13 protein-coding genes are annotated in these 14,360 nt (G+C 48.7%); 3 read left to right on the top strand and 10 right to left on the bottom strand.

Annotated features, from left to right (window positions below; genetic code table 11):
- Window positions 1-10: 10 nt before the first annotated feature.
- From ETC05_RS02845 to ETC05_RS02815, 7 genes are all read right to left on the bottom strand, one after another.
- The gene (locus ETC05_RS02845) at window positions 11-1,552 is read right to left on the bottom strand and encodes a class I adenylate-forming enzyme family protein (protein ID WP_171660325.1); all 1,542 of its coding nucleotides are present in this window, start codon (window positions 1,550-1,552) and stop codon (window positions 11-13) included.
- Between the two features lie 28 nt (window positions 1,553-1,580).
- Window positions 1,581-2,036, bottom strand: a complete 456-nt coding sequence (locus ETC05_RS02840) for a DUF3237 domain-containing protein (RefSeq protein WP_237746922.1) — start codon at window positions 2,034-2,036, stop codon at window positions 1,581-1,583.
- A gap of 53 nt (window positions 2,037-2,089) precedes the next feature.
- Complete coding sequence (locus ETC05_RS02835) at window positions 2,090-3,442, bottom strand: MFS transporter (protein WP_031410001.1); 1,353 nt, start codon at window positions 3,440-3,442, stop codon at window positions 2,090-2,092.
- Between the two features lie 147 nt (window positions 3,443-3,589).
- Window positions 3,590-4,369, bottom strand: a complete 780-nt coding sequence (locus ETC05_RS02830; RefSeq protein WP_031410003.1) for an enoyl-CoA hydratase/isomerase family protein — start codon at window positions 4,367-4,369, stop codon at window positions 3,590-3,592.
- A 73-nt stretch (window positions 4,370-4,442) separates the two neighbouring features.
- The gene (locus tag ETC05_RS02825) at window positions 4,443-5,300 is read right to left on the bottom strand and encodes a 3-hydroxyacyl-CoA dehydrogenase family protein (protein WP_031410005.1); all 858 of its coding nucleotides are present in this window, start codon (window positions 5,298-5,300) and stop codon (window positions 4,443-4,445) included.
- A gap of 104 nt (window positions 5,301-5,404) precedes the next feature.
- Window positions 5,405-7,624: a helix-turn-helix domain-containing protein gene (locus ETC05_RS02820; protein WP_171660324.1), complete on the bottom strand. Its 2,220-nt coding sequence runs from the start codon at window positions 7,622-7,624 to the stop codon at window positions 5,405-5,407.
- 87 nt (window positions 7,625-7,711) lie between these two features.
- The gene (locus tag ETC05_RS02815) at window positions 7,712-9,712 is read right to left on the bottom strand and encodes an acetoacetate--CoA ligase (RefSeq protein WP_031410009.1); all 2,001 of its coding nucleotides are present in this window, start codon (window positions 9,710-9,712) and stop codon (window positions 7,712-7,714) included.
- Between the two features lie 237 nt (window positions 9,713-9,949).
- Between ETC05_RS02815 and ETC05_RS02810 the strand changes: the two genes are divergently transcribed.
- From ETC05_RS02810 to ETC05_RS02800, 3 genes are read left to right on the top strand one after another with little or no spacing between them, the layout of a single operon-like run.
- Window positions 9,950-10,204: a FeoA family protein gene (locus ETC05_RS02810; RefSeq protein WP_031410011.1), complete on the top strand. Its 255-nt coding sequence runs from the start codon at window positions 9,950-9,952 to the stop codon at window positions 10,202-10,204.
- Window positions 10,197-10,931 (top strand): FeoB small GTPase domain-containing protein, encoded by a 735-nt coding sequence (locus ETC05_RS02805; protein WP_031410013.1) that lies wholly within the window; start codon window positions 10,197-10,199, stop codon window positions 10,929-10,931. Before ETC05_RS02810 ends, ETC05_RS02805 begins: the two co-directional genes overlap by 8 nt.
- Window positions 10,900-12,294 (top strand): nucleoside recognition domain-containing protein, encoded by a 1,395-nt coding sequence (locus ETC05_RS02800; protein ID WP_171660323.1) that lies wholly within the window; start codon window positions 10,900-10,902, stop codon window positions 12,292-12,294. The genes ETC05_RS02805 and ETC05_RS02800 overlap by 32 nt, the downstream gene beginning before the upstream one ends.
- A gap of 389 nt (window positions 12,295-12,683) precedes the next feature.
- Here the strand turns inward: ETC05_RS02800 and ETC05_RS02795 are convergent, their stop codons facing one another.
- The 3 genes from ETC05_RS02795 to ETC05_RS02785 all read right to left on the bottom strand — a co-directional run bounded on the left by ETC05_RS02795 (window position 12,684) and on the right by ETC05_RS02785 (window position 14,288).
- Entirely contained in the window at window positions 12,684-13,310 is a 627-nt protein-coding gene (locus tag ETC05_RS02795; protein ID WP_171660322.1) for a histidine phosphatase family protein, read from the bottom strand.
- 157 nt (window positions 13,311-13,467) lie between these two features.
- A complete protein-coding gene (locus tag ETC05_RS02790; RefSeq protein ID WP_171660321.1) occupies window positions 13,468-13,929 on the bottom strand; it encodes a GNAT family N-acetyltransferase in 462 nt (153 codons plus the stop codon).
- Window positions 13,930-13,985: 56 nt separating this feature from the next.
- Window positions 13,986-14,288 carry a DUF5634 family protein gene (locus ETC05_RS02785; protein WP_031410020.1) on the bottom strand — a complete coding sequence of 101 codons (303 nt, stop codon included), beginning with the start codon at window positions 14,286-14,288 and terminating at the stop codon, window positions 13,986-13,988.
- Window positions 14,289-14,360: the final 72 nt, after the last annotated feature.

Below are 14,360 nucleotides of genomic sequence, written 5' to 3'. Positions count from 1 at the left end.
CTCCCAAGGTTTAACCCTCTTTGATCATCTCTCTTAATTTTCCTTTCTGAATTTTTCCGCTCGCCGTCGTCGGAAATTGGTCAACAAAAACAACTTTGTTCGGAAGTTTATAGTCCGCAACCAATGGACGCAAAAACTCGACAATGTCCGCCTCAGTTATATAAGACCCTTCCTTTGGTTGGATGACAGCGCAAACCTCCTCTCCCAACACCGGCTCAGGCAGACCGATCACTGCCGCGGCGAAGACACCCGGGTGCCGTTGCAAAATGGTTTCGATCTCTTTCGGATAAATGTTGTATCCCCCGCGGATGATCAGCTCCTTTTTCCGACCCATAAACCGAATATATCCGTCCTCATCCATCATCCCGAGGTCGCCGGTATAATACCAACCTTCCTCGTCAAGCACTTCCGCTGTTTGTTCCGGCATGTTGTAATATCCTTTCATGACACCAAACCCTCGGCAGGCAATTTCACCAATTCTCCCTGGCGGCAGCACCTCTCTCCGTTCATTCACAATCTTCACCTCATTTCCTTCCAATGCCTTGCCAACCGTTTCAAATATTCGGTCTTCTTTTGCCTCAAACGGGGTGATCGTAACAGAGCCAGTCTCTGTTGTCCCGAATGATATGCATAATACCATTCCCATTTTTTCACGCACCGCTTTCACTGTTTCCAATGGACAAATATCAGCTCCCGTCATTCCCGCGCGCAATGACGACAAATCAAATGACTCATTATTCAACACATGCAACTCCATATGAAACATTGCCGGTACCGCATGATGAATTGTTACTCGTTCTTTTTCGATCAGTTGCAGCGCCTCTCTTGGGTTGTATCTTTCCTGCAACACCATTTTTGCTTGGCTGTATACAGCAGACATCAAGTTGCACGCCATGCCAAACACATGGAAAATCGGTGTACAAATAAGAAACACATCATCTTGACGGCACTTCAAGTTATCTGCAATGGCCATACCTGATTGGACGATGCCGCGATGAGTCATCATCACCCCTTTTGGGATTCCAGTCGTACCTGATGTATATAAAAGACAAAACAAGTCATGCTGCGGGTCGATTGCCACCGTACGCAACGGTTGATCAGTTGCATAGGATCTAAGTTGTTCCAAGGAAAGGAAGCCCGATTTGACAAACCGAACGGTGATGATCTGATTGACAATGGTCTGAATGAGATTCAATCCAATATGCTTTTCGATTTCCTCACATACAAACACAGTCCTCATTCCAGAATTTTTTATAATATGTTCGACTTCGTGCTGTCGATATTTCGGATTAAAAGGAACAACGATCGCCCCTATTTGGGAGATAGCAAAAAATAGTTGAACTGTCTCAAGCCAGTTTGGTAAACAAACGCCGACTCGATCTCCTTGTTTAATGCCGAGTGCGATCAACGCTGATGCCAACTGTCGTACTTCTTTATACAACTCACCATAAGTCATCCGATGACGAAGGTCATAAACAGCTTCTCTAGATGGATTGTCCGCCGCCGCTCGCTCCAACAATTGCGGAACAGACAAAACGCGAACTGTTTCCACCTCTCCCCATCCTCCGTTTCCCCAAAAGTTAGTTCACTTGATAAAACGCTACTTGTACTTCCACTGGCTTCCGAATTCCTTCTCCAATAAATACCATTCTGTTTAAAAAATCATACCGACTATTCCGCACTTCAAAAGTAGGAGTCGTTTTAAAATAATAAGAACCTTGTGGTACATCCTCGCCACGAAAAATTTTATCGATGATTTCTTGTGGTCCGTGTCGGTATCCTCTATTCACAACATAAATAGGTATTCCATCATCTGTCTCAATCACATAACAAGCAAGCAACTCTATGACTCCATCTTTCCGAATCAGTTGATAGTCTGCTCCTCCTGAAAGCACACGTCCCCGCATCCTCTTTCCTTCAAACCTTCCACCGATAATCGGTACTATCCTCCGATAGCCAAAACCAACTTCGCCGATCTCGATTGGCTTTCCCACCTCGACATAAGCCGTAAATAGGTGTTCAAACTGAATGTTCATTTTCTCCCTTCCAAATCCCAATTGCATTTTCTGCGGAATGCCGACAGCACACATTATGAAACAGTGATCTGTTCATTGGCTAATTCAACCCGCTCCGCACGATAAACTGCGTATTTTTCCTGTACACATAACACGGCAATTCCTCCTAATACTGCGGCACTAGCAATAGCTGCAAAGTTATATTGTGGCGACAAGTTCAAAGACAGCAAAAATCCAACAAACGTTGGTGCAACGATACCTCCTATCCGACCAAACGCCATCGTGCTTCCTAAGGCAGTGGACCGCATCGCTTCCGGATAATATTGGGAAACAAATGCATTGGCAATGTTTTGGACACCGACCGAAGCCGCACCAATAATGGCAATGAGAACAAAAGCAATCATCATGCTGTTCGCAAAACCAATGAGTGATAAAGCAACCGCTCCGCAAAAGAATAAGGGAACAAGCACTTTCTTAAACCCCCATTTATTAACCAACGGCCCAAAAACAACGGTGCCAATGATCGCCCCAATTTGCATCACCGCTGTAAACACAAGGCTAGAGCTCAAATCATAGCCAACCTCCATCATTAGCCGAGGAAGCCATGTGTTCATTGAGTAAATGAGAACAAATGCACTGAAGCAAGATAGCCAAAACATTACGGTGCTAAACGCCCGCTTCTCTGTGAATAATTTCACGATAGGCAAAGAAGCTTGAGTCTTTCTTTCAGGCTTGACTAGTTCAATAGCACCATCATGGCGAATATGAGGATCAATCAAAGCAAGAACCTTTCGCGCTTCCTCTTCTCTTCCCTTCTCTAGAAGAAAACCAACCGACTCAGGAACACCTTTCATCAAAAACGGAAGCAATAATACCGGAATGCCTCCGATCCAATAAATAGGTTCCCATCCAACTGTCGGTAAGAGTGCACGGCTCGTCAACGCCGCGGCAATCGCACCAACAGAATAACCACAAAAAATCGAGGCAACAATGGCTGTACGAACTCGTTTCGGAAAAATTTCTGTCGCTAGGGCAATGACGTTGGGCATAACGCCGCCAAGACCAATCCCAGCAATGATCCGAGAGATGGTAAATAAAATTGGATTTGGAGCAAAGCCAGCAAGGAAAGTAAAAAAGCCGAACAAAAATGTAGTCAACAAAATAATTTTTTTTCGTCCCATCCGGTCAGCTAGCATACCAAATAATACTGCTCCAATGGCTGTTCCAATCACCGTATAACTCCCGATGGCGCCAGCTGTAACATCTGAAATTCCCCACTCCCGAATCAATAAAGGAACCGAAGCACCGTAAATCACTACGTCATACCCATCAAGCATGATCACTAAAAACAACCAAATCATAAGCCAAATGTGGAATGGACGGATCGAACTATTATCGATCACATTAAACGGATGGATTTGTTTCACATGGATTCCCTCCCTGAATAGCTTTTGTTATCCGTTTCCTTCGGGATGTTCATTGAGCCCTCCTTTCCCAAAGGTAACGGATACTGATCTCAATCTATCAGCAACCTGTGTAAACATAAGATTTATTCTGTCAATTTACAAAATAATCTATTTACCGCTAAAAACTGGCTTTCGTTTTTCAGTAAACGCTCGCATTCCTTCTTTTCGATCTTCAGTCGCAAAAGCGTTTCCAAAGCAGGCAGTTTCCACCATCAACCCGGACTGCAAGTCAACATTAGCTCCCGTGTTGACCGCTTCTTTGAGCATACGCATGGCAATGGCCGGTTTTTTCGCCAATTTTCCGGCCCATTCTTTCGCCGTCGGCAAAAGTTCGTCGGATGGGACGACTTTGTTTACCAAATGAATAGAAAGCGCCCGCTGGGCATCGATCATTTCGCCGAAATAAAGCAATTCTTTCGCCACCCCTTGACCGACGATGCGCGGCAACCGCTGCGTCCCGCCGCCGCCCGGAATAATGCCGAGATTGATCTCTGGAAAGGCAAATTTGGCATGCTCAGAACAAATGCGCAAATCGCATGCGAGCGCCAATTCACAGCCCCCGCCGAGCGCCAGCCCGTTCACCGCCGCGATCACCGGTTTGGATGCGTTTTCAATTTTCAAAAACGCACTTCGCGATATTTTGTTCATTTCCATCATGCCGGCCAAATCCAAGTCCATCATTTCATGAATATCGGCGCCGGCCACAAACGCTTTTTCCCCCGCTCCCGTAATGACCACCGCCCCAACCTGCTGATTGGCTTCGAGCTCATCGATTAAGGCGGATAGCTCTTGAAACACTTTTGTATTCAACGGATTGAGCGGAGGGCGGTGAATGGATACAACCGCCACTCGATTTTCGATTTCACACTGCAAAAATTCGTAGTTCACAACTCATTCCTCCTCTTCAAATTTTTAGAAACGTAGTTGTGGCGTATAGCCAACATCACCACCTCTCCGTTTATCAGACATCATCGTAATCATAAAACCCGGCTCCTGTTTTTCGGCCGAGCCTTCCTGACCGGACAAGCTGTCTGAGCAATAAAGGGGCGGCAAACCGATCGTCCTTAAACTCTTCGTAAAAATAGTCCATGACATGAAGGCCGATATCGACTCCGGCGAAATCTTGCAACGTAAACGGCCCCATTGGGTAGTTCAAACCAAGCGTCACCGCTTTATCGATGTCTTCCATCGAAGCCACTCCCTCCTCGACAAGGCGAATTGCTTCGATAAACTGCGGAATCATAATGCGGTTGACGATGAACCCCGGGGAATCTTTTTTCACCTCAACCGGCTCTTTCCCCAGTTTCCGGGCGAGTTCTTTCGCCTGTTCGACCGTTTCATCACTCGTTTTGTATCCGCGTACTACTTCGACGAGTTTCATCAGCTGGGGGGGATTGAAAAAATGCATACCAACAACTTGGCTTGGACGGTTGGTGGCAGAAGCGATTTCTGTGATGGACATCGATGATGTGTTCGTCGCTAGGATGGTGTGTTCTGCTGCAATGTTGTCCAATTGAGAAAAAACTTCTTTTTTCACCTCCATGTTTTCGATGACCGCTTCAATAATGACATCTGCCTGTCTCATTTCCTGTAAGTTAGTTGATCCCTTCACTCGTTCCAGCGCTTCATGTTTTTGCTCGGTGGTCAGCTTCCCTTTGGCCACGCTTTTATCCATAAATGCTTCCATGCGTGAGCGCGCTTTTTGCAACATAGGCTCGTCAATATCTACTAAAATGACATTAAATCCTGATAACGCAGCTAAATTGGCGATGCCGCTTCCCATCGTACCAGCTCCCACGATTCCGATCGTTGCTGCCATTCGTCAAATCCTCCCTTATTTTTCGAATTTTCTATATTGTCTTTGCTATTGATTATAAATAAGGTAAATATAAAAAAATACCTGCATAATGCAGGAAAACACGCTTATCTTTTCAGTATTTTGGCGGAAGGCAGGCCATATAAATCGTACAACTTTAACGCCATCATCAAATTGAATCGCTGCTCTGCCCCGCTCAAAGAGAAACCGAGCATTTCTTCAATCTTTTCGAGCCGGTATTGAAGGGTGCTGCGGTGAATATACAGCCTTTCGGCGGTTTCAGTCAAATGACCGTTGCAATCGAGAAAGACACGAATCGTTTGCAGCCAATCCACGTTTCGTTCCGCGGAATGCCGGATCAACGGGCCAAGATAGTTGTCGACAAACAGTTTTGCCGCCTCCAGCTCTTTTAAATGGTGCAATACCGTGTATGCCCCAAGCTCGTCAAAAAACGCCAAGCTTATCCCTTGAAAACTATGGAGAATGACGTGCAACGCCTGAACCGCCTGCTGATAGCAAAAATAATAGTCACGGATCGATGCTGTCTTCCCTCCGATCCCCAAAAAAGCTCGGCATGACGCCCCCTCCTCTTTGATCCACTCGTTAATCCGTTGGTACCATTTTTCCCAGTATTTAATTGGAAATTTTCCTTCCTTGCGAGCTGGTACAATCAAAATATACCAATCCCCAATACCCCCGTATAACACGTTAGGATCCTCCATAGTAATTCGTGCTTTTAAACGATCCCATAATGTTGTTTTCTCAACATTCCTTTTAAACAGATCTACCTGCCCTTCCGGTTCGGAAAATTGAAAGTGCAAGACGGCAATACGGTGCTCATCAAAAATATTCCATTGAAATACATTGGCATACTGGATAATGCTCTCTTCCTCCTCGATTTCTGCAGCCAACAATTTATTTAAAAAACTATCTTTTAGTTGCTCCCTTGTATCAAAAACGAGCTTTTGTTTCATAAACTGGATAGAAAAAATATTAAGAGCTAGTTCAACACTCAAGCGAAAAAAATCATCGATCTCTTGTGGATGTACGCCAATAGCTAAATAGCCCACCACATCCCTTCCCCTGTTAATTGGCCAAACTGTCACCGGAACGTCCGGTAAGCCATCGAGCAAAGTATATCCTTCCATTCGGCTTTGTCCGACCGCTTGTTGTAATGCTTTCTTGGCAATGTCCTGCAGGTGTTGCTCATTTAAAGTCCCTAACTCATAAGCGATTGGCCGCATAAAACGATCAAATACCATAACTGCTTTGGCAAACATTTGACTAAGTGTCTTCGTAATGCCTTGAAAGTTTTCGTGTTGAATCGTTTCTTTCATCAACTTTTGTTGATATTGAAGGAGAAGATGAAGACGATAGGTATGATCCCGTTCCTGACGATATAATCGGAGGTTTTCGAGCGTAACCGCAACATAGTTGGCTAACATATCCAAAATTTCTAAATCTTCTTTTGTGAATTTTCCTTCCTGTTTCCGCTCAACATGCAACACACCAATTGTTTTGAAGTTAACAACGAGCGGCACTGTTAGCTCATCTCCACCTGGTCTCTCTAAAAAGCGAAAATAATCACTGACCCGGTAATTATTTTTCATCATTACTTGTTTCGGACTAGCTATATTTCCATATAAAGGAGGATGAACAACGAAACTATTGTCCTCCTCCCGATATAAATACATGCAGGCACCATCCGCATTTGTTCCCTTGCCTGCTCGCTCGACAATTTTTTCAACAAACTGCTCAAGAGGTGAGTCGAGCGAAAAGTGTTGAGCAATCCACTCAAGGTCGATCATTTTTCGTCGTTGCACTTCCTTGTTCCGAGCCACTGTCACAGCAAGGGCAACATCTTCTCCAAAGTGATCAAACAATTGCTTAGCCTCTGCGAGTAGTGAAACGTGACGTTGAAACCCGATCATACAAATTCCGTATTCGTTTTCTTCATCTTTAATTGGAACGCTGAACCACGTTTTTATCCTATTTTTTTTCAACAAGCCAATCAATGGACACGCGCACTCGTCATTCACTTCTTGAAACGTTGTACTCCCTTTAAACAACCGGGGCAAACAGTTAGCCATTGCAATCGGCGAGTGTGGAATTCCATATTGAAAATCACCTTGATATAATGTTGGAATGACGTGATCCCCTTCCTTTAGCACAATGACGATCAGATCGCACTCCAGTTCCTCACGAAAAGCATTCACCAAGTATTGCAAAGCCTCCTTTTCGGTATCAAACTTTACTAATTTCCGTGCTGTCGTCCGTAAATGGTTTTCAATTTTTTTCATCAGCCTCTGTCGCTTGCTTTCATTCATAATACCAGCTCCCTTTGTTTATAGCCTTGTAGTAAGCATAAAGGTTGTTATTAAGCATCCCTGCTCAATAACAACCTTTCTCGCGCTTTACGAAAAATGCCCACTCATGTTCCATTTCTCCGCCAATTCTTTCGCCAGCTCGAGGAAAACGTCGAGCGCCTCTGGATTGGCCATCGAGCCCGGGTTGACCGCTTTTTCAAGCGGGAAGCCTAAGAGCAGCTTGCGGACCGGAATTTCCATCTTCTTTCCATTTAGCGTTTTTGGAATTTGCTTCACTTCGTAAATTTCGTCTGGAACAAAGCGCGGCGAGACGTGTTGCCGAATCGACTGGCGGATGCGGTCTTTCAGCTCATCATCGAGCGCCACGCCTGGCTTCAGGACGACAAACAGCGGCATAAACGACTGCTTGCCCATCATTTCTAAATCGACTACCAAGCTTTCGAGCACCCCGTCGACCGCTTCGACGGCGCGATAAATTTCGCTCGTGCCCATGCGGACGCCGGCGCGGTTGATCGTTGAGTCGGAGCGGCCGTAAATGACGCAGCCGCCTTGTTCATCAATCTTAATCCAATCGCCGTGCTTCCAGACGCCTGGATACGTGTCAAAATAGCTGTTCCGGTACCGCTCGCCGTCCGGGTCGTTCCAGAAAAAGAGAGGCATCGACGGCATTGGTTTTGTAATCACAAGTTCACCGACTTCATTCACAAGCGGCTGGCCGTTTTCGTCAAACGCCTGCACATCGGCGCCCAACGCGCGGCACGAGAGGACGCCGGCACGCACCGGCAAAATCGGTGAACCGACGACAAACGCGGTGCACACATCTGTTCCGCCGCTGCATGATGCCAGGCAAATGTCATCCTTGACGTTTTCATACACCCAGGCGAACCCTTCGACCGTCAGCGGCGAGCCGGTCGAAAGCACAGCCTCAAGCTTCGATAAGTCATAGTGCTCTTTCGGTTTGAGGCCGAGCTTCATGCAGACGTTAATAAACGCCGCGCTTGTGCCGAAATGGGTGATGCCTGCCTTCTCGGCGAGCTCCCATAAAACGTTGCCGTCCGGATACGTCGGGCTGCCGTCATAGAGCACAATGGTCGATCCGGCCAGCAGGCCGCCGACGAGAAAGTTCCACATCATCCATCCGGTCGTCGTAAACCAGAAAAACGTACTGTCTTTCGTCAAGTTCTCGGAAATGGTCAACGCTTTCAAATGTTCAAGCAAAATGCCGCCATGCCCTTGAACGATCGGCTTCGGCAAACCCGTCGTTCCCGAAGAGTACAAAATCCAAAGCGGATGGTCAAATGGAACGTCTTCAAAGGCGAGCTCTCCCTTATCCGCCACGATATCATCCCACAGCACGACACCCTCATCCAGGGCCTCCATCTGCCCGCGCCAATACGGAAGCAGCACCGTCTTTTTCAATGACGGCAGCTTGGCGCGCAGTTCGGACACGACTGGCATTTTGTCAAACTCTTTGCCGTTGTATTGGCAGCCGTCGACGGCAAACAAGACCGTCGGCTCGATTTGCGCAAACCGGTCGATGACGCTGCCGGCGCCAAAGTCCGGCGAGCAGCTTGACCAAATGGCGCCGATCGACGCGCACGCCAAAAACGCCATCACCGTCTCGGGGATATTCGGCATATAAGCAACCACGCGATCGCCGCGCTTTACCCCCATCGCTCGCAATGCTTTGGCGATCGCCGCCGTTGTTTCGCTCAGCTCCTGCCATGACACTTCCCGGTACGGCACTCGCTCCGAGCGGAAAATGATGGCCGGACGGTCGGCGCGCGCATGCCGGAACATATGCTTCGCATAGTTGAGCGTCGCGCCCGGAAACCACTCCGCCCCTGGCATCTTCCGCTCCCGCAGCACGCATTCATATGGCGTCGCCGCTTGCACACCGCCATACTCCCAAATCGTTTCCCAAAATTCTTCAAGATGCTCAACTGACCATGTCCATAGCTCGCGATACGAGTTAAATGACAACCCCTTTTTCTCTTTCAGCCAGTCCATATACCGTCGAATGTTCGATTGCCGAATTTGCTCCTCGGTCGGCTGCCAAAGAATCGTCCCTTCCGTAATCGCTTTCATTTCATCGTGCGTCACGAGACGCCGTCACCGCCTTTCTGCCGATAGTTTGTTCAGACTATTCATATGATAACACGATTTCCTACTGTTTTGAATAGTTGCCAGTTCGACAACTCTGTCAGAAAAAAATGAAACAAATTGATTGACAACAGCAAGGCAACTGGAATATGATAAACACAAAAGTTGGTCTAAGCAAAAAAAATGTCTTTTATAAAAAATATTAAACGGAGGGAAACTTTTATGGCGCAAGGAAAACGTTGCCGCCTCTCCGATATGAAACCGGGCGATCAATTTCTCATCGAAAAGGTTGATGTTCCTGATCCTATGTTAAAAAGGCGGTTGCTTGATTTGGGATTTGTACCCGGCGGGGAAGTAGAAGTCGGGCAAAGAAGCCCTCTTGGCGACCCGACCGCCTATCGCATTTGTGGAACGACGATCGCATTAAGGAAAGAAGAAAGTGACTATATTTACGGGGAGAAGATCCACCATGACTGATATGACGTATACGATTGCCTTAATGGGAAATCCGAACACCGGCAAAAGCACGTTGTTCAATGTCTTAACGGGCCTGCGCCAACATACCGGCAACTGGCCTGGGAAAACGGTCACTCATGCGGAAGGAGAATGCCGCCACCGCGGCACATTGTACCGAATCGTCGACTTGCCGGGAACGTATTCCCTCTATTCCAACTCAGCCGATGAAGAGGTGGCGCGCGATTTTCTCCTGTTTCAACGTCCTGACGTCACAGTCGTTGTGGTCGATGCTACGGCATTAGAGCGCAACCTAAATCTGGCGCTTCAAGTATTGGAAATGACCAACCGCGTCATTGTCGCCATCAATTTGATGGATGAAGCGAAAAAGAAAGGCATTCATATCAATACAAAAAAATTAGCCGCCAAACTCGGCGTGCCGGTCGTGCCGATCTCGGCCCGCAACCGGGAAGGAATCGATGCACTTCTTGATACGGTGGATGCCATGGCGCATGGCCGTATCAACACCAACCCACTTTCCATCCGGTACAGTCCGGAAATCGAACGAGGCATTGCCAAGCTTCTTCCATTCGTTAAAGAAGTGATGGGAGACACGTATCCTGCTCGCTGGATCGCTCTTCGTCTCCTTGACGGCGATACATCGCTGCTTCAAGCACTGAAACAGCCGCCGCAACCATTGATCAAGGAGGGGAACGCGTATGCCTGCTGTGGATCCATCAAATCGATTTGACCGCTTAATGGCAGAAGCGAAATCATTGGCGCCGGACAATGTGCGCGAGCAAATCGTTACCGCCATCTTTCAAACATCAACAGCGCTTTGTCGAGAATGTGTCACTCATACAAACAGCGTGAAACGGGATCGAACGGAACAAATTGACCGGATCGTCACGTCGAAGCGGTGGGGATTTCCGATTATGCTGGTGCTGCTCGCCGCTGTCCTGTACGTGACCATTGCCGGCGCCAACGTATTTTCCGATTCGCTCGCCCGCTTGTTCGGGACGATCGAAACGTATCTCACCATGGCCTTTCAAGCGATTCACGCCCCCGACTGGCTGCACGGCCTTATTGTACTTGGCCTATACCGCGGCACGGCTTGGGTCGTCAGCGTGATGCTGCCGCCGATGGCAATTTTCTTTCCCGTATTCGCTTTGCTCGAAAACTACGGCTACTTGCCCCGTGTCGCCTTCAACATGGATCGCTTGTTTAAAAAAGCGGGGGCGCACGGCAAACAATCGCTGACAATGGCCATGGGCTTCGGCTGCAACGCGGCGGCCATCATGTCGACGCGCATTATCGAATCGCCGCGCGAACGGATGCTGGCCATTTTGACCAACAACTTCGTCCCCTGCAATGGACGTTGGCCGACGCTGATCCTGCTTTCTTCCTTATTCATGGCGGCTGGCTATACAGGTGGATGGAACACGTTCGTTACCGCGGGCGTGGTCGTCGCCATGGTGTTGTTTGGCATCGTCGTTACGTTGACCGTTTCATGGGTCTTATCTAAGACGGCCTTGCGCGGGATTCCGACCCATTACACGTTGGAGCTGCCGCCGTACCGACGTCCGAAAATCATGGAGACGATCATCCGGGCCACCCTCGACAAATCACTCTATGTGCTGAAACGGGCGGTAACGGTTGCGGCGCCGGCCGGCATTCTGACATGGGTGCTCGGCAACGTTCACGTGGGAGATACGACCGTGCTGGCGTATTTAGCCGACTGGCTTGACCCATTTGCCAAAGCATTGGGATTGGATGGCTACATTTTGATGGCGTTCATTTTAGGCTTGCCAGCCAATGAAATTGTCGTGCCGATTTTGCTGATGGGCTATTTATCCGCGGGGGCGCTCACTGAAGTCGATGGCCTGCATTCTCTAAAACAAATTTTGCTCGACCACGGCTGGACGTGGCTCACCGCCCTCAATATGATGCTGTTTTCCCTGCTTCACTACCCATGCGGCACGACGCTCGTCAACATTTACAAAGAAACGAAAAGCGCGAAATGGACGTTCGTCGCCTTTGCCTTGCCGACAGCGATTGCCATTATGGTCACCTTTGCGACCGCACAGCTGGCAAGATGGCTCGGGCTCGTTTAACACTCGAGGCTGTCTCAACAGGTCGGTTTAACGACCTTTTGAGACAGCCTCTTTTATCCACTATATGTACACAGCAACTTCTTGTTCCTATATGTTGTGTCTGTATTGAAGACCGACGACCTTTTAGAAGGTTGGTGAAAAACCGCTGTTTGCCTGATCGATGATGGAACGCGTGAACATAGAGGCTGATGCAGCAAGTTTTTTCTACTTGAGAACCGATTCCCAGAAGCGGTTGCGCGAGTGAATCACCAACTTCTTGGATCATCCCCCTCTTTCGCCGCTATATATACGCACCGGCTTCTTATGTCACGCGATCCGTTGTGCCTATCTTGAGGACGGACGGACCTTGTAGGTCAGCCCCCCGTTTATTTGCCGAAATCAACTTCCATCTATACTTCTTTTACGTTCTCCACATGAGAGGCATCCCCCTCTACAATTACGCGAAACCCCTCCTCACCCGCCTCAACGACGGTCACGCTCGTGCCATACATATACGGCGGCGCCCAAAGCTGGTCAAGCGGCGCACCTTTAAATGCCGCTATGAGCGTTTTCAGCACGACGCCGTGGGTGACGATCAAGACGGTCTCCCCCTCGTGCCGTTCGATGATGCGCCGCACCGCTTCAAGCGCCCGCTGTTGCACATCGAAAAACCGCTCGCCGCGCTGTGGCGCGTACAGATGCGGTGCGTTCCAAAAATGGTCGAACGCAACCGGATCCATTTGCCGGATTTCATCATGCGTCTTTCCTTCCCAATCGCCAAGATGAATCTCGCACAGCTGCTCGTCTTGATAAATCGGAATAAGCCGCGCGCCGCGAACCAGTTCGGCCGTTTCGCACGCTCGGCCGCTTGTGCTTGTGTAAATGGCGGCCAACTCGACCGCTTCGAGCCGCTTTCCAAGCCGCATGGCGTCTTGCCGCCCTTTTTCCGTGAGCGGCGAGTCTTGCCTTCCTTGCATCCGCTTTTCGACATTCCACTTCGTTTCCCCATGTCTTGTCAAATACAAGGTTGTCGTCATGTTTCCCCTCGTTTCTCTCCTCTCTATCAACCTAATAGCCGATTCCAGCAAACGAAACGCGGCATGTGCGTTCCTGCCATCCTTGATCTCCGCTTGAATGCCGGTTGGACAACACAATCATCGGATTTGGAGCTTCTCATCCAATCAACGGCTCTGTTCATCTTTTCCGGTTCTTTTTCACGAGTTTCGTTAGTTCAATTCCTTCCGGCGTTTCGATGCGCTCGATGGCACGAAACCCATGGCGTTCGTAAAAGCGAATGGCCGGCACGTTGCCGCTTCCGGTCGTCACGACGATCTCGCTTATCGACGGCTCTTGCTTGATCACAAAGTCGAGCAACGCGCTGGCGATCCCTTGACGGAAATAATCCGGGTCAACCATCAGCCGACAAAGGTGAAGCGTCTTCCCATTCCGCTCGCAAGCGATCGCCCCAACGAGCCGTTCACCTTGAAAATAGCCGAAAAAGCGCTCGCCGCATCGTTGCAGAGAAGCGATCGTATCGTGAAGCGGCGGGAGCGCCGTGCTGCCGATGATCTGCGCCTCGATCGTATACGCACGCCGCTGCAGGTGCAGCACCATAACAGCCGTCTCGTAGTCTGCTATGTGAAGTTCAACAATCATGTTCCTCTCCCTTTCGATGGCTAAAAAGCGGCCGAGCGCGGCCGCTTATCCATTATTTATTCATGAATGACTTCCTCCATCGCTTCTTGCAGCGAATGAAAGCCTTTTTTCTCTCGGCCGTCTTTTCGGACGGTCCATTCCTGCTTCTCGAGCGCCAGTTCACCACGTTCGTTTTTTACAAACGGTAGATGAATGGTGATCATCTCATCGTCTTTGTTGATCGTATAGCCGATGTAGTAGCGACCACCTTCACCATGCTCTTCAAAAATGCCAACTTGGTCGAGTCCGTAGGCTTCCATCATCGGCTCGAGGGTGTCGATGAACTCCTCGATCATGACGCTTCGCGGCGCAAATTCCATGGTTTTTCCTCCTCTTGCCTAGTCATCAAGTGTAGTTTGCGGCAAGCGGAGGAAACTCATGAGTGGAAATGA

The organism is Geobacillus sp. BMUD, assembly GCF_013096845.1.
Classification (GTDB): Bacteria; Bacillota; Bacilli; order Bacillales; family Anoxybacillaceae; genus Geobacillus; species Geobacillus vulcani.
Note: the sequence above shows the minus strand (reverse complement) of the source record. Positions and strands in the feature narration are given on the sequence as shown.

Bases quoted from the DNA above. Each gene is read 5' to 3' on its own strand.
- ETC05_RS02840 (WP_237746922.1), bottom strand. From the start codon at position 2,036: ATGAACATTCAGTTTGAACACCTATTTACGGCTTATGTCGAGGTGGGA.
- ETC05_RS02825 (WP_031410005.1), bottom strand. From the start codon at position 5,300: ATGGCAGCAACGATCGGAATCGTGGGAGCTGGTACGATGGGAAGCGGC.
- ETC05_RS02820 (WP_171660324.1), bottom strand. From the start codon at position 7,624: ATGAATGAAAGCAAGCGACAGAGGCTGATGAAAAAAATTGAAAACCAT.
- ETC05_RS02815 (WP_031410009.1), bottom strand. From the start codon at position 9,712: ATGAAAGCGATTACGGAAGGGACGATTCTTTGGCAGCCGACCGAGGAG.
- ETC05_RS02810 (WP_031410011.1), top strand. From the start codon at position 9,950: ATGGCGCAAGGAAAACGTTGCCGCCTCTCCGATATGAAACCGGGCGAT.
- ETC05_RS02805 (WP_031410013.1), top strand. From the start codon at position 10,197: ATGACTGATATGACGTATACGATTGCCTTAATGGGAAATCCGAACACC.
- ETC05_RS02800 (WP_171660323.1), top strand. From the start codon at position 10,900: ATGCCTGCTGTGGATCCATCAAATCGATTTGACCGCTTAATGGCAGAA.
- ETC05_RS02795 (WP_171660322.1), bottom strand. From the start codon at position 13,310: ATGACGACAACCTTGTATTTGACAAGACATGGGGAAACGAAGTGGAAT.
- ETC05_RS02790 (WP_171660321.1), bottom strand. From the start codon at position 13,929: ATGATTGTTGAACTTCACATAGCAGACTACGAGACGGCTGTTATGGTG.
- ETC05_RS02785 (WP_031410020.1), bottom strand. From the start codon at position 14,288: ATGGAATTTGCGCCGCGAAGCGTCATGATCGAGGAGTTCATCGACACC.